Origin of the sequence: Exiguobacterium sp. s34, assembly GCF_018617435.1 — a bacterium.
GTDB lineage: Bacteria > Bacillota > Bacilli > Exiguobacteriales > Exiguobacteriaceae > Exiguobacterium > Exiguobacterium aestuarii.
Window position 1 is genome coordinate 52287 of record NZ_JACSKE010000007.1, and the last position, 15446, is coordinate 67732.

Annotated in this window: 22 protein-coding genes; 7 read left to right on the top strand and 15 right to left on the bottom strand. The window is 47.9% G+C overall.

Features of this window, described 5'->3' with window-relative positions; translation table 11 throughout:
* Positions 1-127 precede the first annotated feature (127 nt).
* The 3 genes from KNO87_RS13760 to KNO87_RS13770 all read left to right on the top strand — a co-directional run bounded on the left by KNO87_RS13760 (position 128) and on the right by KNO87_RS13770 (position 3201).
* Positions 128-1624: a phytoene desaturase family protein gene (locus KNO87_RS13760; RefSeq protein WP_214814711.1), complete on the top strand. Its 1497-nt coding sequence runs from the start codon at positions 128-130 to the stop codon at positions 1622-1624.
* Positions 1625-1737: 113 nt separating this feature from the next.
* The gene (locus KNO87_RS13765) at positions 1738-2463 is read left to right on the top strand and encodes a hypothetical protein (RefSeq protein ID WP_214814713.1); all 726 of its coding nucleotides are present in this window, start codon (positions 1738-1740) and stop codon (positions 2461-2463) included.
* A gap of 9 nt (positions 2464-2472) precedes the next feature.
* A complete protein-coding gene (locus tag KNO87_RS13770) occupies positions 2473-3201 on the top strand; it encodes an AAA family ATPase (protein ID WP_214814715.1) in 729 nt (242 codons plus the stop codon).
* A 123-nt stretch (positions 3202-3324) separates the two neighbouring features.
* Here the strand turns inward: KNO87_RS13770 and KNO87_RS13775 are convergent, their stop codons facing one another.
* The 11 genes from KNO87_RS13775 to KNO87_RS13825 form a co-directional block, all read right to left on the bottom strand.
* Entirely contained in the window at positions 3325-3786 is a 462-nt protein-coding gene (locus tag KNO87_RS13775; RefSeq protein WP_214814717.1) for a hypothetical protein, read from the bottom strand.
* A 16-nt stretch (positions 3787-3802) separates the two neighbouring features.
* Positions 3803-4264, bottom strand: a complete 462-nt coding sequence (locus tag KNO87_RS13780; RefSeq protein WP_214814719.1) for a hypothetical protein — start codon at positions 4262-4264, stop codon at positions 3803-3805.
* 129 nt (positions 4265-4393) lie between these two features.
* Positions 4394-4867 carry a DMT family transporter gene (locus tag KNO87_RS13785; protein ID WP_214814721.1) on the bottom strand — a complete coding sequence of 158 codons (474 nt, stop codon included), beginning with the start codon at positions 4865-4867 and terminating at the stop codon, positions 4394-4396.
* 12 nt (positions 4868-4879) lie between these two features.
* On the bottom strand, positions 4880-5539 hold the full coding sequence (locus KNO87_RS13790; protein ID WP_214814723.1) for a Crp/Fnr family transcriptional regulator: 660 nt from the start codon (positions 5537-5539) through the stop codon (positions 4880-4882).
* A 12-nt stretch (positions 5540-5551) separates the two neighbouring features.
* Positions 5552-5977 (bottom strand): DMT family transporter, encoded by a 426-nt coding sequence (locus tag KNO87_RS13795; RefSeq protein WP_214790919.1) that lies wholly within the window; start codon positions 5975-5977, stop codon positions 5552-5554.
* A gap of 12 nt (positions 5978-5989) precedes the next feature.
* Positions 5990-6967 (bottom strand): DMT family transporter, encoded by a 978-nt coding sequence (locus tag KNO87_RS13800; protein WP_214814725.1) that lies wholly within the window; start codon positions 6965-6967, stop codon positions 5990-5992.
* A gap of 67 nt (positions 6968-7034) precedes the next feature.
* A complete protein-coding gene (locus tag KNO87_RS13805) occupies positions 7035-7517 on the bottom strand; it encodes a hypothetical protein (RefSeq protein WP_214814727.1) in 483 nt (160 codons plus the stop codon).
* The gene (locus KNO87_RS13810; protein WP_214814729.1) at positions 7492-7992 is read right to left on the bottom strand and encodes a hypothetical protein; all 501 of its coding nucleotides are present in this window, start codon (positions 7990-7992) and stop codon (positions 7492-7494) included. The genes KNO87_RS13805 and KNO87_RS13810 overlap by 26 nt, the downstream gene beginning before the upstream one ends.
* Positions 7989-8492 (bottom strand): hypothetical protein, encoded by a 504-nt coding sequence (locus KNO87_RS13815; RefSeq protein ID WP_214814731.1) that lies wholly within the window; start codon positions 8490-8492, stop codon positions 7989-7991. Before KNO87_RS13815 ends, KNO87_RS13810 begins: the two co-directional genes overlap by 4 nt.
* Before the next feature lie 9 nt (positions 8493-8501).
* Positions 8502-8960 (bottom strand): hypothetical protein, encoded by a 459-nt coding sequence (locus KNO87_RS13820; RefSeq protein WP_214814733.1) that lies wholly within the window; start codon positions 8958-8960, stop codon positions 8502-8504.
* A gap of 13 nt (positions 8961-8973) precedes the next feature.
* Positions 8974-9423, bottom strand: coding sequence for a hypothetical protein (locus tag KNO87_RS13825; protein ID WP_214814735.1), 450 nt, complete (start codon positions 9421-9423; stop codon positions 8974-8976).
* Positions 9424-9583: 160 nt separating this feature from the next.
* Between KNO87_RS13825 and KNO87_RS13830 the strand changes: the two genes are divergently transcribed.
* Complete coding sequence (locus tag KNO87_RS13830; protein WP_214814737.1) at positions 9584-10789, top strand: MFS transporter; 1206 nt, start codon at positions 9584-9586, stop codon at positions 10787-10789.
* Positions 10790-10808: 19 nt separating this feature from the next.
* A complete protein-coding gene (locus KNO87_RS13835; RefSeq protein ID WP_214814739.1) occupies positions 10809-11240 on the top strand; it encodes a MarR family winged helix-turn-helix transcriptional regulator in 432 nt (143 codons plus the stop codon).
* A 40-nt stretch (positions 11241-11280) separates the two neighbouring features.
* Here the strand turns inward: KNO87_RS13835 and KNO87_RS13840 are convergent, their stop codons facing one another.
* Positions 11281-12315, bottom strand: a complete 1035-nt coding sequence (locus KNO87_RS13840; protein WP_214814741.1) for a flavin monoamine oxidase family protein — start codon at positions 12313-12315, stop codon at positions 11281-11283.
* A 5-nt stretch (positions 12316-12320) separates the two neighbouring features.
* Entirely contained in the window at positions 12321-13091 is a 771-nt protein-coding gene (locus tag KNO87_RS13845; RefSeq protein ID WP_251126836.1) for a nucleotidyltransferase domain-containing protein, read from the bottom strand.
* A 131-nt stretch (positions 13092-13222) separates the two neighbouring features.
* Here KNO87_RS13845 and KNO87_RS13850 point away from each other — a divergent pair, with 131 nt between their 5' ends.
* Positions 13223-13447 carry a hypothetical protein gene (locus KNO87_RS13850; RefSeq protein ID WP_214814743.1) on the top strand — a complete coding sequence of 75 codons (225 nt, stop codon included), beginning with the start codon at positions 13223-13225 and terminating at the stop codon, positions 13445-13447.
* Positions 13448-13472: 25 nt separating this feature from the next.
* Here the strand turns inward: KNO87_RS13850 and KNO87_RS13855 are convergent, their stop codons facing one another.
* Together KNO87_RS13855 and KNO87_RS13860 are read right to left on the bottom strand one after the other, a co-directional pair.
* A complete protein-coding gene (locus KNO87_RS13855) occupies positions 13473-14108 on the bottom strand; it encodes a DUF3841 domain-containing protein (protein WP_214814745.1) in 636 nt (211 codons plus the stop codon).
* 86 nt (positions 14109-14194) lie between these two features.
* The gene (locus KNO87_RS13860; RefSeq protein ID WP_214814747.1) at positions 14195-14617 is read right to left on the bottom strand and encodes an Lrp/AsnC family transcriptional regulator; all 423 of its coding nucleotides are present in this window, start codon (positions 14615-14617) and stop codon (positions 14195-14197) included.
* 145 nt (positions 14618-14762) lie between these two features.
* On the opposite strand from KNO87_RS13860, the gene KNO87_RS13865 reads away from it, so the two are divergent.
* Positions 14763-15344, top strand: a complete 582-nt coding sequence (locus KNO87_RS13865) for a cysteine hydrolase family protein (RefSeq protein ID WP_214814749.1) — start codon at positions 14763-14765, stop codon at positions 15342-15344.
* Positions 15345-15446 lie beyond the last annotated feature (102 nt).

Below are 15446 nucleotides of genomic sequence, written 5' to 3' on the forward strand. Positions count from 1 at the left end.
GGGATGACATCTTTGTGTGGATGTGGCAAATCCGTAAAAGCATGTTCAATTCATTTGGAAACGGGAATAGAAGAGGTAGCAATCATTCTGTTTTTTGAAAATAATACTTCAGAAAGGCGGCGAATATATGCCATCAGTGAATAAGTCGGTCATCGTCATCGGCGGAGGGCTCGGCGGATTGTCTGCAGCCATCTCGCTCACTCAAAAAGGTTACGACGTCTCACTCTATGAAAAGAACGACCACATCGGCGGGAAAGTGAATCGGCTCGAACAGGATGGATTCGGTTTCGACCTCGGGCCTTCGATTTTAACGATGCCTCACATCTTCGATAAGCTGTTCCGCGGAAGCGGCAAACGTATGGAGGACTATGTTTCCATAAAGCGGCTTGAGCTCGAATGGCGCTCGTTCTTCCCGGACGAGACCGTACTCGATTTGTATCATGACCTCGAACAGATGCAACGCGCAAATCCTTCCCTCTCTCGAAAAGACATGCAGGAATATCGTGAGCTGCTGAATTACGCAGCACGCATTTATAAGACGACGGAAAAGGGATACTTGGCCGAAGGCTTTGAGTCCCCTTTAGAAGCGGTCATGAAGACAGGTATTTTCCCAACTCTCTTCGGGTTCGATTTGACGTCGACCATGTATAGCGCCATCAAAAAACGCATCAGTAACCCTCATTTACGCGATATGCTTTCGTATTACGTCAAATATGTCGGGTCGTCTCCATATAATGCACCAGCCGTCTTAAACATGATGATTTACATGCAGTATGCACAAGGATGTTGGTACGTCGAAGGCGGGACTCACAAGCTCGCGGAAGGATTGACGAAGCTTGCCGAAGAGATTGGTGTGAAGTTACATACCGGAGAAGGCGTCGTTCGTGCCCATACGGTAAATGGAAAGATTTCAGCGATCGAGCTTGAGGATGGACGTCTCCGATCAGCCGATTATTTCGTCTCGAACATGGAAGTGATCCCGTTCTATCAGAAGATGGTCGACGCGGACGAACAGTACGTCGACAAACTCGTCGATAAATACGAACCAGCAAGCTCAGGCTTCGTCCTCCATCTCGGGGTAAAGAAAGCTTATCCACAACTCGCACATCATAACTTCTTCTTCTCCGAAAACTTGCATGAACAAATGGACAAAATTTTTGAGAAACATGAATTGCCGGACGACCCGACGATTTATCTCGTCAACGTCAACAAGACCGACCCGACTCAAGCACCACCAGGACATGAGAACATTAAAATCTTGCCACACATCCCGTATATCCAAGACAATCCGTTCACCGCAGAAGAGTACGCCGCCTTTGAAGAGCGTGTACTCGATAAGTTAGAACGGATGGGACTCGAGGGCTTGCGTGAACATACGGTGACGCGTGACGTATGGACACCTCACGATATCGAGCGGACATATGGATCGGACCGAGGTGCCATTTATGGAACGGTCGCCGACAAGAATCGGAATGGCGGCTTCAAACATAAGAAGCAGAGCGAACTCTATCATAACCTCTACTTTGTCGGCGGGACCGTCAACCCGGGCGGCGGTATGCCGATGGTGACGTTGAGCGGTCAGCAAGTGAGTGACAAAATCGCGAAACGCGACAAAGTGAAATGATTATCTTCAATCCCTCATTCGATGTGAGGGATTATTTTTTGAAACTTTTTCCAATCAACTTCCGTATATTGTGCTACGATACAAACATTCAAACATACAAACGGAGGAACAGGATGCATCAAATCACAAGTTATTTCTTTATGTATGCCAAAGTTGTCGCCACTGATAAAGTTCCATTCATCTGGACATTCGGAATTCCGCTCATGATCGCCTTGACGCAGTCGTTTTCAGATATTCGCCAAGCAACGACAGCGGAATACTACCCAGAGCTCTCTTATTTCTGGGTGTATATTATTCTTGCTACATATGTGAACGGTGTCGGCATCGAACTCGCTCGTATGCGTGAATACGGGCTGATGAAAACGTACGTGATGATTTCTGGGAACAAACTGACGTATGTCATCGCCGTCATCTTGGCGCAGCTCTTATTCGCCTCCATCAGCCTACTTTTATTCACAACGGTCGTCACGCTCGTACACGGGTTCTTCTCGTTCAAGTTGATTGCAACGTCTCTACTCGTATTGATCGGCAGTATGCCGTTCGCGATTGCAAGTGTCGCCATTACGGCACTTCCAGTGAAAGTATCGAGTCTCGGTACATTCGCGAACATTCTGATGTTTCCGCTTTTTTTATTGGCAATCAAGTCACCTGATCAATGGTTCAGCTTTCTCAACCCGTTCTTTGCGCTCCATGAATTCGCGCTCGGATTGCTGCACCTGACGACTCAAGTCGACCTCTCGTTCGGAGCATGGGCGACATCCCTTTCCGTACTCGGTTACTTCATCATCGGTGCGATTGCGTTGAAACGCTTCAGTCTCGTCTCACTTATCACACGCTAGGAGGTTCTTATGCACGTAAACCAACTCACTTATCACTATCCGAAAGCGACACGTCCTGTGCTCGACGGCGTCTCGTTCACACTGCAACCCAATAAGCTGAACGTATTGATCGGACAAAATGGTGCCGGGAAGACGACATTGTTTGACTGTATGACGGGTACTCTTCCCGTTGACAAGGCGTCACTCGACCTCGTCCCGACGACGGACATGCTCTATTTGACGCAACTCATGTACAACCATCATGAATTGACGGGGAAAGACTTCGCCTATTTCATTGGACGACTGTCGCAGCGCCCCGACTTCAAGAAACTCGAGTCTTATGTAAATAACCTTTCGACGTCCCGAGAACAAGAACTGTTCGAACATCTATGGACGATGAAACTCGGAAAGATGTCCGTCGGGGAGAAAAAATGGCTCTTCGTGACACTATTGTCTTCCATCAAGCGTTCCCTCTATTTATTTGACGAACCGACGAGCGGGGTCGATCCGGCATCACGCATTCAAATCATGCGCCGCCTGCAACGCCTCGTCGACGAGGGCAAGACGTGTCTCATCTCAACACATCAGTTGCATGACTTGGTTCAACTTGATGCCCACGTCATCTTCCTACACGGTGGACGTATTTTATATGAAGGTGACTTCCAAGACTGGCTCAAAGAATCTGGAACGACCGACCCGGACGAAGCATTCGTTCGGATGGTCGATACACCACTTGATGATGTGGCGGTGACACGATGAATGACTCGTTTTGGGAACGACACCGGTTCACATTCTATACAATCGGGATGGTCGTCTGCGGCTTTCTCGTTGCGATGTTCTCTTGAACAAATCAGCCCTGACACGTGTCAGGGCTGATTTTTATTATTCACGATGTGCGCGTCGTAATTCCCGATTCGTCACATGTTCCGGGTCCGCTTCACGCAGTTTACGGTCCATCGGTATGTACCAGATGAGGAGCGGGATGACGCCAATTAATGCGACAACGAGTAGTTCCTGCATCGAATCCAACACGAACCACGTGAGGAAAGTAAATACACCAAGTGACACAAACATGGTGACGATGATGAGAAATTCTTGACGAACGAGGTGTTGGTATTCCTCGTCTTCGTTGAATGTGCGTAACAACTTCATCCGTCGCCACGCTTGATAGAGCATCGGCAGTTGGGTCACGAGGAAAGAGAAGGCAACGGTCGTCACCGTGACACCTTTTATGACCGAAACAACCAGAAACAGAAAGAGACCGATGATTCCAAATATCGCACTGATCCCTCGTGCGTCGAGGTCCTGTTCGACCATTCGCGGGATACGTTCTTGTTTATCCATTTACCTTCCTCCTTCTTTATTTCTCCCGATTCATCAGTCCTAATAAGCTCTCGACGACATGCTCGTCATCGACCTTTAGAATCTTCCAGTCGATCCATGAATCTAAAAGAAGACAACTTGCGATAAGAATGGCTCCTCCAAGACTCATCGTGTCTAGCGTGATGTACTTCAATGAGTAGAACGCGAGCATCGACATGACGCCAATCAAGAGAATAAACTGGGTCACACCTTTTAGATAGATAAAGCGCCGATACGTGGGCGAGTCATTGAACTGTAAAAACAACTGAACTTTATGCCACGTCGAAAACAGAAGCGGCATGAACATCACCGCGCAAAAAATGAACAGGAACAGGCTCATTCTTGAATCGTTGAACCATAACCAAAGTGCCGTCACCGCACCGATGATCATCACAAGAAGGGGCCCCTTTTTCGTCCACGATTGATCGTATAAGTACTCTATTCGTTCGTCACGCAACATCTCATACACCTCCAGCAGTAAAAATCATCCAATTTTCTCGGTAATTTTATCTTACCAATCTGAAAGCGAAGTTTCGAGGATTTTCCATTAAAAAGGAAAAAGCACCTGATGGATATCAGATGCTTGTCGTTAACCCGCTTTTGAGACTTTGGCTGATGTGACTCGTGTCTTCCCACTCAACTGAAACACGAGTACCCCACCAACAATCAAGACAATCCCAACGACCGTCTTCCATGTGAACGGGACGGCCGTCAATCCGAACCATCCTAACGTATCCCAGAGGAGAGCAAACAGGATTTGTGACACCATGACAATCGAGATGGCGTAACTCGGTCCGAGCCGTTCGACACCTTGCGTCACACTCATGACGACCCCGACACCAAGGATTCCGCTAAACCAGTACCATGTCTCCATCTCATCTACTCGGAACAAGGCACTCCCTTCTTGGAACAACCCAATGAGCAGTGACGCTAAAAATCCAAGACAGAGAACGAGTGTCGTCGTCGCCCATGCACCGACACGCTTTTTGACGTTGGCGTTAAACGTATTTTGCACACAGACGAGCATTCCGCCGAAGATGGCAAGCATCATTCCAATCGCCACGGTTCTTCCCTCCTATTCATAAATGCTCTCCCCGACAATCTCTACCAACCCTTCTCGGTCAATAATCGTAATCATCCGTCGATTGCGCTCAATCAAGCCCACTTCAACAAAACGTCGAAGCGTTCGATTCACATGACGATAACTTGTCCCGATCAAATCGGCGATATCCGTCAATTGATCCACGGTCGAGCCGAGCGTTTGGTCATCTGGCGTCATCGATAACAGATAACTCGCCAGGCGTACTTCAACGGGATAGAACAGGTTGAAGCTGAGCGATTGCGACTTCCGTTCGAATTTCCGGGTGATTTCTTCTAACAAATAATGTAACCAGGCGACTTCTTGGTGCGCGTGCTGGACCAAGTCCTCGAACCGGATGACGAGCATCTCGACTTCTGTGACCGCCTCAACCGTATTCAAATAAGGAGTTCGTTGAATATATTCGATATCCCCAATCAAATCGAGCGGATATTTGAAAGAAAGGACGAGTCGCTTGCCGGTAGCGGAAGTGTGTGAAACGCGAATCTTTCCTTTCACTAAGAAACGGAGGTGCTCCGCTTCATCACCTTGTGTACAGATGACGTCGCCCGCTTCGTAATGGACGAGTTGCAATTTTTGTTGCGCAGCAACGGGCAAAACGTCTAATTCAAATCGTTTCACGTATGCATCAACCATTTCCGTCTCCCCTTACCATTTTAATAAGATGACGCCCGCAATCATCATGAACACCCCGAACAACTGCGCCGCGTTTAAGTTCCGACGTACCATCCCGAACCAGCCGCGCCAGTCGATGACGAGCGCGAGTGCCAACTGTGCGATGAGAAACAGGGAAATCGTCAGTGTGACTCCGAGCTCATGAACGGCCGTCATATTACTGAACAAGATGAGCGCCGCAAACGCACCACCCGATAAATAAAGCGGGTTCACATGACGCATCTGTGCATACGTGCGATCTCGCAGTACTAACATGACGAGAAGGGCGACAGCGAATCCCGTGAACTGCGTCAACGTCGCCGCTTGCCACGTCCCAATCTGTGAACTGATTCGCGCATTTGCCACACTTTGTAGCGTCAGAAAGAAGCCTCCACTGATTGCAAACAACACACCTCTCATCTTTCTCCCCCTTTATGACAAACGAATCAATACAATCCCAAGTACCATGACGATCAGGCTCACGAGTTGAACACCGGTGACCGGGTTCTTCTTCGCTCCGAACCAACCGAAGCGATCGATTAGCAAGCTACCACATAACAGTCCGACAATGACGATAATGACAGCAATCCCCGTCCCGACAATCGGAACGATAAGGACGTTTCCTCCGATGAAGAGCGCCCCAATGATCCCACCGAGCCAGATCCACCATGGTTGACCTTTCAATCGTCCGAGCGGAACCGGTTGGCGCGAGACGAGCAAGATGAGCAATAGCGCCATCGTCCCGACAACGAAGGAGACGAGTGCCCCTTTCAGTGCCGATTCGAGCACCGTTCCCAAATAGCCATTAATGGCCGTTTGCGTGGCACTCATCATTCCCGTGAAAATTCCGAACAGTCGCCAGAGGTTCAAGTTCCCCGTGTCCGTTTCCATGGAGACAACAAGTTTTCCTCTCCGACGATTGAGCCAGTCGGATAAGGCGACCGTTCCGATGACGCCTAGTAAGACGAGCACGACCCCGAAGAAGCGCAATACCGTGATCGGATGCTCAACGGAGTTGAACCAACCAAAATGGTCAATCAACAGTCCCATTAAAATCTGTCCAAAGATTGGCATGATGACCGTCTGGACACTTCCAAGCCTCGGGAACAGCAAGATATTTCCTGTTAAGAACAAGACACCTAACAATCCGCCAACCCACATCCAAGTGGGACCTTGCTGATTGACCGAGCTGTCAAACCCGAATGACTGCCCGGTCAAAAGGAGCAACAAGGACAAAAAGATGGTCCCGACGGTAAACGATAAAAATGATGCGACGAATGGGGAGCCGACCACCTGACGCAAACGAGAGTTCACACTCGTCTGAATCGGCAACAAAATCCCAATCGTCAATCCAATCAAAATAGCCAACATGAATGTCTTCCTCGATTCTTCTACTAGTTCTACGTACATTGTCAGCTTACGCCTCCGTACCGAAGAAGAAAAGGACCGATGTCCTCAAATAAAAAACGAACCCTTTTCAGGTGTTCGTTTTAGACTCATGGAGGCGTTGATCACGCGCTTCACGCAATTCTTTCCCTCGTACATGATGGGGATCGAGGGTGTGCAAGTAGCGATTGATGACATATGGTCCAAGAATCGATAGGGCACCGATTCCGAATAACCCGGCAATCGCTAAAATAGGAGATAACAAATCGGCATAATAGGCGGCCAATAGGCAGATGGTCGAGACGAAGCAGAGCCACTGGATCCCGAAATCTGTATATACCACACGTTGATAACGCGCATTCTCGTTAAAGGTGAGGAGCAGTTTTGTCTTCCGCCACTCGAAACAGAGATACGGGAAAAAACTAATAAAGACGATGAGGGGGGCGTATAGTTTGGACTGCGCAGCGATGAGGAATGTCATCACGACAGTCGCGATGGCGACGCCCCATCCCCAACGCCAATGACTGTCATCCTGCTCGAGTAACCGTTCAATTCGCTTTTCTTTCGTCAGCATATGTACTCCTTTCGTAAGATCGATAGTGCTTCGTCACCTCATCCCGTGTCGGTTGATCCGGGTCGGAATGTCGTAATTGCCGGACGGTCTGATAGTGGATCCATGCTAACATGACGATGCCTAGACCAATGATGCCCAGTACGATGAAACCTAGACCGATTGATGAAACCTCAAGGCGACTGAGAAGGACCATTCCTGTGATCGCTCCGATCCAGTAAGAGTAGAGGCGGTACAAACGCTTCGTGAGTGACTTGGCTTTTCCGGACGTCATGGTTTGCAACTGTTTACTTTCTTGACGTGTTAGATAAATGAGTCCAGTCGCTGCTAACGTCGATCCGATTCCCCATATCCACCATGTGTCAAAACCGAGCACGAAACTGTTGCAGACAACGAGGACCGCTGTAAGCCAGATGCTCGTATTTTGATGCATTTTCCGATATGCCCCGATATATTGAATTCGTTCTTGTTTCGTCATGACTCTTTACGACCTTTCCTTGAAAAATCATCTAACGCATGTTTCAAACGTTCCCGGTTTGTCCGAGTCCATTCGCCCGATGTGACGTGGTGCTCGTCAAGCGCGGACTGCTTTCGGTCAATCCAACGTGGAATCAATATGAGACACGGTCCGCCGATGAGGAGCGCCCAACTTATCCACGGTAAGATATTGATTCCAATGAAATGCATAGCAATCAAAATCATGAACCATATTAAACTGATCAACATGACAGCAAAATCGATTCGCAATAGACGATGATAGCGTGTTGAGGGATTGAAGGATTGTTGCAATCTCATCTTGTTCCATTCAAGCCATGTCGTGTAAAGAAGTGCGGCACCTGGTAGGAGAATGCTATATAGGCTCCATGTCGACAGAAAATAGATGAATACGCCTAGCATGACTACACTCACGATGATGTTGAGACGGGTGAATCGCTTCTCAAACTGTTCAATTCGTTGAAGTCGTTCCGCTTTATCCACGGTGTCACCTCAATCTTTCACGAAGTCGAGTTTGATTTCGTGACGCATTGGCTGTTCTTCGTCATACTCAGGAATCTGTCGGTCGAGCTTTTTCTGTGCGACTTGCAATAAGATGACTCCGCCTAAGAAGACGACGAATAGCGACCATTCCGGCCAATTGATCAGAACGATGAATGGGAAGAGAATCGCCAACAAGACGAGTAGCCCCATTTCTGATACATACTGCCAATCGATGATCCGTTTGGCTTGTTCCACATTCGTCAACTTTCTGACGAAGCGACGCTCTCGTCCGATTGCGAACAACATACCCGCTAATGTGATCCCTAATGGAATGATATATCTTGACGCACCGTCTGACTGGAGTGCCAGAAAGACAAACATCCCGGTCAGACCTGCCAGCCCCATTCTCCAAAAAAGCCAACGCTGCTGATAACGATAAATCGTATTGATTCGTTCTTGTTTATTCATCTCATTCATCCTTTCAGAATCGTCGAATCTCGCGACGTGTCGGTTGTTCCGGGTCGAGCCAGCGGATTTGTTGATCGAGCTTCTCTTGCGCCCATAAAATATAAAGCAATGCCCCACCGATGAGGACCACAGGAATCCAAGACCAGTCTATGATTCGGATGGCTAGCGGATTGACGAGTCCGAGCAATGCGATAAAGAGGAAGTCCAGATGATACTGCAGTGTCACGACACGTTTCACCTGTTCTTGCTCCGACAATTGACTGATTGCCTCTGCTTCATTCGAAAAAAAGTAACGCGTCGCAAGTAACACCCCGCCGATGATGGCGAACCCGATCCAGATGTTCCCGTCAGTTCGCATGAGGAAGTAAACTGCAAGACCTGCCGGAAGCGCTAAAAGTAAGCGTTGCAGGAGTCGCTTTCGATTTGATTGTTTGATTGTATGTAGTCGTTCTTGTTTATTCATCTCGTTCACCTCTTGTTTCACTATACGGGATGAGCATGAGAAAAGTTCCGTTATTTTACATTTTCGTACCAAAGTCATGTTTCTTGACGATATGACTGTCTCGGCTTATAGTTTAGTTAACTTAACTATATCTTAAAAAAGAAAGTAAGAGGTTATCAACATGAGTTTATTAAGCAATTCCCGATTTGTGTTTACCTGGTTATCCGGGATGACGCTCACGCTCGGGTTTTCAATTTTCTTCTTGAGCGTCTCGTGGTTAACCATTGATGTGTTGAAACAACCGACGCTACTCGGAATCATTTTGACCGCAGTTTCGTTACCTCGCGTTGTCATGATGGTGTTCGGTGGTGTGTTCGCCGATCGGTTCCAAAAGAGTCGCTTGTTATGTTTAACGAATATCGGGCAAGGAGTGTTGATGTTAATTGTCGTCTCGCTCCATTTTGCAGACGCATATTCGGTGGCAGCACTCTTGATCATCTCCGTATTGTTTGGTCTTTTAGACGGCATGTGTTACCCAGCACTGTCATCACTCATGCCTTCAATCGTATCAGGTCAACAGTTGCAACGGGCAAACTCCCTCTTCCAAGGGTCACTCGAGCTGATGTTCGTCATCGGTCCGTTCCTTGCAGGAATCCTACTGACGTGGGGAAGCTTCGGGCTCAGTTTTGGGACGGCCGCTGCATTGATCTTTCTCTCCGCAATCTTGATTATGCCACGGCTGATTCAAGACAACATTCCCGAGGTCGCTCCACTCTCACCAAAAGATGTACTCGTTGATTTGAAAGAAGGGATTCGTTACGTATCCAAGACACCTGTTTTACGAAGTGGAACGTTTGCCATCGCCATCGTCAACTTGTTCGTCATGGGACCACTCATCATGAGTATCCCGATTCTCGTTGGCTCGGTCGGAGGAACAGCATTTGATTTGAGTATCATCGAAGGCGGTCTCGCTGTAGGAACGTTCGTCGCAAGCTTCCTGATTCTATTGTTAAGGTCGGTTCATCGTGGACGCTTCGTCTTCCGCGCCCTATTCCTGACACTCGGTGCATTCTTCCTCTACACGCAAGTCCAATCGATTCCCCTGCTTGCCGTCGCAGCTTCCATGAGCGGATTTATGATCATGCTCGTGTATTTGCCGACCGTCACCATCATGCAGGAACAAAGCGACCCTGACAAAATTGGACGCGTCATGAGCATCATGTCGCTCGCCGCCTCGGGGCTTGAACCGATTGCGTTCGCCATTTTATCGGTGCTCGTCGCCTTATCTGTACCGATTCAAACGCTCTTATTGGCATTTGGTATAATCGGACTAGTGTGTGGTGTTCTCTTATACCTCCGGAGCGAAACGTTCCGACAGACACCGTAAAGAAAGGATGAATGACACGTTGAATGAAACACGAAAACAACAATTCCTCACGATGTACCGCCAAATCGATGAGCTCGACTTGCTGTTCACGAAATATTTTACGGAACTGAACGAATTCGAGTTGAGTTATCAACAAGAACAGATGCTTCTTCTCTTCAAGCGCCAAGAGACGTGGACGACGACAGAGATCGCGACGAAGATGTCCATCTCCAAAAGTGCCGTCAGCCAGGTGCTCAAAGTGCTCGAACAACGTGATTTCGTCGTTCGGGAAAAAAACCCCGAGAACCTTCGGGAAAGCTTCATCCGGCTCGGTCCGAACGGTCTGGCGTACTCGAAACAAATCGATGCGATTGAAGAGCGCCTCGCCGAAGAGATGTTTTCGGTCCTCGAGGATGACGAGATGAAGATGATCAATCGCTCGCTCGCGTTGATGATTCAGAAGTTTAAATGAAAAAGACAAATCGTCTCTAGTCGGACGATTTGTCTTTTCTTTATGCCAACACTTGTACGATTCGATTTGCCGACCGCAACGCCCCTTCGATATGTCCGCCGAACTGGGCATCTGTCTCCGAACCAATCAAATGGAGTCGGTCTCCGAGTTCGATCGGACCGTAAGCCGGGAATGCCGTGAGCGGCATGAGGTCATCCGATGTCGCCGTCTCTGATTCTGTCGACCAATCCATGTAATGAAATCGCACGAAGTCATTTGCTTTCGGACCGTATAACTTCTCCAGCTGTTCGATGACACGCGTCTTTACCTGTCCTTCCCCTAACGCTGTCCGTTCATCCGGTGACAGGCGGAAGAATCCGAACAGCGCACCTTGTCCGTTCATTGGCGAGGCGTCATGAATCTCTTGGAGCGGGCCGACCCAACTCATCCCAAATCCAGACAGACCTTCTTCTCGCCAAAACGGTGTCTTGTATACGATGAGCGCCTTCGCTTGAGACGCCATCCAGGTCGGGGTCGTCTTGAGCGCATTGCGTGTTGAAGCGGACAGCGTAGGTGCAATTGCTATATCTGCAACGAGACGTGGTGGAATCGCAAGGATCACGTCGTCTGTGTGATGCACCGTACCATTTTGAAATGTCAGTTGGACTCGGTCTGACTGTCGTTCGATCGAGGTAAGCCGGTGTGCAAACCGAACGCTGTCATCGGGCAACTGCACATGCAGAGCTTCCACTAGACTTGTCATCCCACCGACTAAACGTTTGGATAAGACGATGCTTTCCTCCGGTAGTACATGTCGTTCCGGTGCAGTCGTCGTTTGACGTTCGAGTACCATTTGTCCTGTCGTATGTTGAACGAATGACTTGAGTCCGAGTGTATCCACGAGTTCAGAGATTGTCTTCTCCGTATCCGGCCAAAACCACGTCGGACCGAGGTCATAGCCGTCCTTCGTGAAGATACGTCCACCGACTCGGTCACGTGCCTCAAAGACTGTGACGTCATATCCTTTTTGATGAAGTTGGGTCGCGGCATAAAGTCCACTGACACCAGCTCCGATGATGGCGATTTGTTTTTTCATCATATTCACATCCAATCCACATCATTCAAGTAATTAAAAAGCTGTTGATTCGAAATATCGCTTTGCATTAATAATGTCTTTCCCTGAACCACTTGTTGATTTTCAGGGTAGTAACGTCTCAAAATTTCCAAGCATCCAACTACGGTCGACACAAAACTCTCGTCCTTCACGTTAATCGTCAAATACCAACCTCGGATGACGCGCTTCACGATGGAGCGTTTCTCCAGATGAGACATCTGTCCACGAAGCAATTTCGATTTGGCTGCTTCAATCGAGGAAACCAAGTCTTGGTTCAACGCCTCACTAACGCGAGCATCCGGCTTCATGCGCGGGAATTGAGTCGAAACATCTTCCCCGTCGACACACGTACATAGATGTCTTAGCCAAAATCCCCATTCAAAACGGTTCGCAGGATCGAGCGCCGCATCCAGACGCCCGATATCATAGTCGATTTTAATGACTTCCGGATGCTCCGTTAGCAATCGCTCCGTCTGCTCCACCAATTCCGTCGCATCGACATCCTCATGCACGAGCACCGTCAAATCTAAATCCGATTGTCCAGCAACGGCCGTCCCGCGACCGATGCTTCCGTATAGGTATATGCTATGTAACTGTTCACCGAATGCTTCTTTCACCAATTCGATTGCTTTGAAAAGGACGGTTTCAAACTCAGGCTGTATATGACGGATGGACGTTTGGTTGATGACGTAACCATCCTCGTCCGTTCCAAGACGGGTCGGACACTTTATAGAACGCTGTCGATTTGTTGAATTCATCCTAATTGAGACCTCTTTTCGATTCTTTATGTTTAGCCTAACGAATGTTTAATATAAAATGCTACTGTTACCCTTGTCATGATGGATGGATTTGGAAGTATAATAGGGTATAGACAAAGGGGGAAGTATTCGTGAATATCATCATCAGTTCATTGTTTGCAAGCCTTGCATTTTTCTTACCAATCATCGCCATTGTGTTCGGAATTGTTTGGCTTGTCAAAGTGGTCAATCGATTTGAAAAACGCGCAGCGGAGAACCTTGAACTCGAGCGTCAAAACGCTGAACAGTTTAGGGTATTAATTGAACGTCTTGATCGCATCGAACAACAATTAGATTCGAACACAAAACGCAGCTGACTCATGTTAGCTGCGTTTCGTCTTATCACACTTTCCATTCAAACGGTTTAGATCGAATGAGTCCGAGTTTATGCCCGATTCGCCATCCCATCCCCGTTACTCGATCCAACCAATTGTTACCTCGTCCTACAAATGGCATGATCGCTCGCACTTGCGTAAGCTTAATACGATGGGTGACATACTGATAGATCAACCCGACATTTGGTTGGTCCGCGACGGACGCTTCACACCATGCTTTGTCAAAGATACGCTCCCACGATTGACGCACGAACAGTTCGTCCGGTTCGTCTTCTCGGTCATATTCTTCTAACGTCTCATACAATGGAAAGTTACTAAGCACATGATGCCAATAGGAAAACTCGGATGCTAACACTTCTTCATCGGGTATCTCAACGGTCAAGACGACACCTCGGTTCCCCTCGCCAATATGTCCATCTCGTCCTAAGTCGGGGAACTCATCCCAACACCAGATTGGATAGTTCCCATTTAATGAAATACCAATACGCTTCTCGTATTGTTCGACCATCCAATCATAGGCAGGCTTGAACTCTTCCAATCCGCCTTCACTGAACAACGCATATTCTCCACTCGCTTCAAGATATCCTTTTTTCAAAGCTTGCTGCCACGCTTCTTCTCGTTGATATGTGTAGTAGATACCCAAAACCTTTCAATCCTTTCATCGTTCCTCTTCTGCTAGTTTAAAAGATTTCAGCAGAAGTACCGCGATAAAAAAATAACCTGGTCATTTTATATGATGGGTCGGAATGAGACAGGAGAAGATAGATTGATCAGAGATGAAGGACGGCCATACTCCATCGATTCGTCGATGAACGTCTCTAACGTGCGCACGTTCTCCGTCACCACTTTGACAAGGTAGCTATACTGCCCGGCTAAGCGATGACACTCGATAACAGCCGGCTGTTGACGACAAAATTCACGGAACGCCTCGCACCGATGTGTGTCATAAAGAATAAAGGCAGTCATATGTTTATCCATCTTTTCGGGATTGACGATTGCCCGGTATCCTGTAATGACTCCGCGTTCTTCGAGTCGCTTCACCCGTTCGGTCGTAGCGGGCGTGGACAATCCAACCTGTCGTCCTAATTCGGTCATCGAGATTCGGCCCTGTTGTTGCATCACTTCAAGAATATGACGATCAATTTCATCCATTTGGCATTCACCTTTCAAAAATAAAGTGAAACGGTACATAATCCGTTCTTTCTTAAGTCATTCGCTGAAACTTCCGTCAAACCTTTATGTATCTATACTCCACTGTTGCATACACTTGAAGTAACCAATTCAAGGGGGAATATCTATGCCAACACCAGTCATTCCATTACTCATCATCGATGTCCAACAAGCCTTTCATGATCCAAGTTGGGGAAGCCGCAACAATCCACAGTGTGAAGAGAATATCGCACGGTTAATTGAAGCGTGGGAAGCGCAAAATCAACCCATCATCTATGTCCAACATGTCACCAATGTTCCGACCTCACTTTTCTATTTCAAAAAAGACGGTCATTTGTTCCAAGACTTTATACAACCTCGCGAACAAGATGTCATCCTGACGAAACAGGTGAACAGCGCCTTCATTGGAACAGACTTACAAGAACGACTCGAAGCACTTGGTGCGACACAGATCGTCATCACCGGATTAATTACGAACCATTGTGTCGAAACCACCGCACGGATGGCGGGTAACCTGGGTTTCAATCCAATCGTCGTATCCGATGCGACGGCGACGTTCGACCGTCAATCGATCAGCGGGTCATGGATCCCCGCAGACGTCATCCATGACGTGTCGCTCGCTAGTCTAAATGAAGAATTTGCATCGATTCAAACGACGGAATCGACGCTCCAATTCATTCAACAAAAAGAAGTACAGCCCTTTTCATGAAGGCTGTACTTCTTTGATGTCATCCTGCTTGATCTTGAAGCGCATAAACAAACGTCAACATTCGTCCAGGTATTCTTGCCGATATCGTGTAGGACAAATCAA

Coding starts and splice junctions, on each gene's coding strand:
- KNO87_RS13775 (WP_214814717.1), bottom strand. CDS start 3,786: ATGGATAAACAAGAACGTATCCCGCGAATGGTCGAACAGGACCTCGAC.
- KNO87_RS13840 (WP_214814741.1), bottom strand. CDS start 12,315: ATGAAAAAACAAATCGCCATCATCGGAGCTGGTGTCAGTGGACTTTAT.
- KNO87_RS13800 (WP_214814725.1), bottom strand. CDS start 6,967: ATGTACGTAGAACTAGTAGAAGAATCGAGGAAGACATTCATGTTGGCT.
- KNO87_RS13860 (WP_214814747.1), bottom strand. CDS start 14,617: ATGGATGAAATTGATCGTCATATTCTTGAAGTGATGCAACAACAGGGC.
- KNO87_RS13760 (WP_214814711.1), top strand. CDS start 128: ATGCCATCAGTGAATAAGTCGGTCATCGTCATCGGCGGAGGGCTCGGC.
- KNO87_RS13825 (WP_214814735.1), bottom strand. CDS start 9,423: ATGAATAAACAAGAACGACTACATACAATCAAACAATCAAATCGAAAG.
- KNO87_RS13830 (WP_214814737.1), top strand. CDS start 9,584: ATGAGTTTATTAAGCAATTCCCGATTTGTGTTTACCTGGTTATCCGGG.
- KNO87_RS13810 (WP_214814729.1), bottom strand. CDS start 7,992: ATGACGAAACAAGAACGAATTCAATATATCGGGGCATATCGGAAAATG.
- KNO87_RS13765 (WP_214814713.1), top strand. CDS start 1,738: ATGCATCAAATCACAAGTTATTTCTTTATGTATGCCAAAGTTGTCGCC.
- KNO87_RS13845 (WP_251126836.1), bottom strand. CDS start 13,091: ATGAATTCAACAAATCGACAGCGTTCTATAAAGTGTCCGACCCGTCTT.
- KNO87_RS13790 (WP_214814723.1), bottom strand. CDS start 5,539: ATGGTTGATGCATACGTGAAACGATTTGAATTAGACGTTTTGCCCGTT.
- KNO87_RS13795 (WP_214790919.1), bottom strand. CDS start 5,977: ATGAGAGGTGTGTTGTTTGCAATCAGTGGAGGCTTCTTTCTGACGCTA.
- KNO87_RS13865 (WP_214814749.1), top strand. CDS start 14,763: ATGCCAACACCAGTCATTCCATTACTCATCATCGATGTCCAACAAGCC.
- KNO87_RS13780 (WP_214814719.1), bottom strand. CDS start 4,264: ATGTTGCGTGACGAACGAATAGAGTACTTATACGATCAATCGTGGACG.
- KNO87_RS13805 (WP_214814727.1), bottom strand. CDS start 7,517: ATGCTGACGAAAGAAAAGCGAATTGAACGGTTACTCGAGCAGGATGAC.
- KNO87_RS13770 (WP_214814715.1), top strand. CDS start 2,473: ATGCACGTAAACCAACTCACTTATCACTATCCGAAAGCGACACGTCCT.
- KNO87_RS13820 (WP_214814733.1), bottom strand. CDS start 8,960: ATGAATAAACAAGAACGAATCAATACGATTTATCGTTATCAGCAGCGT.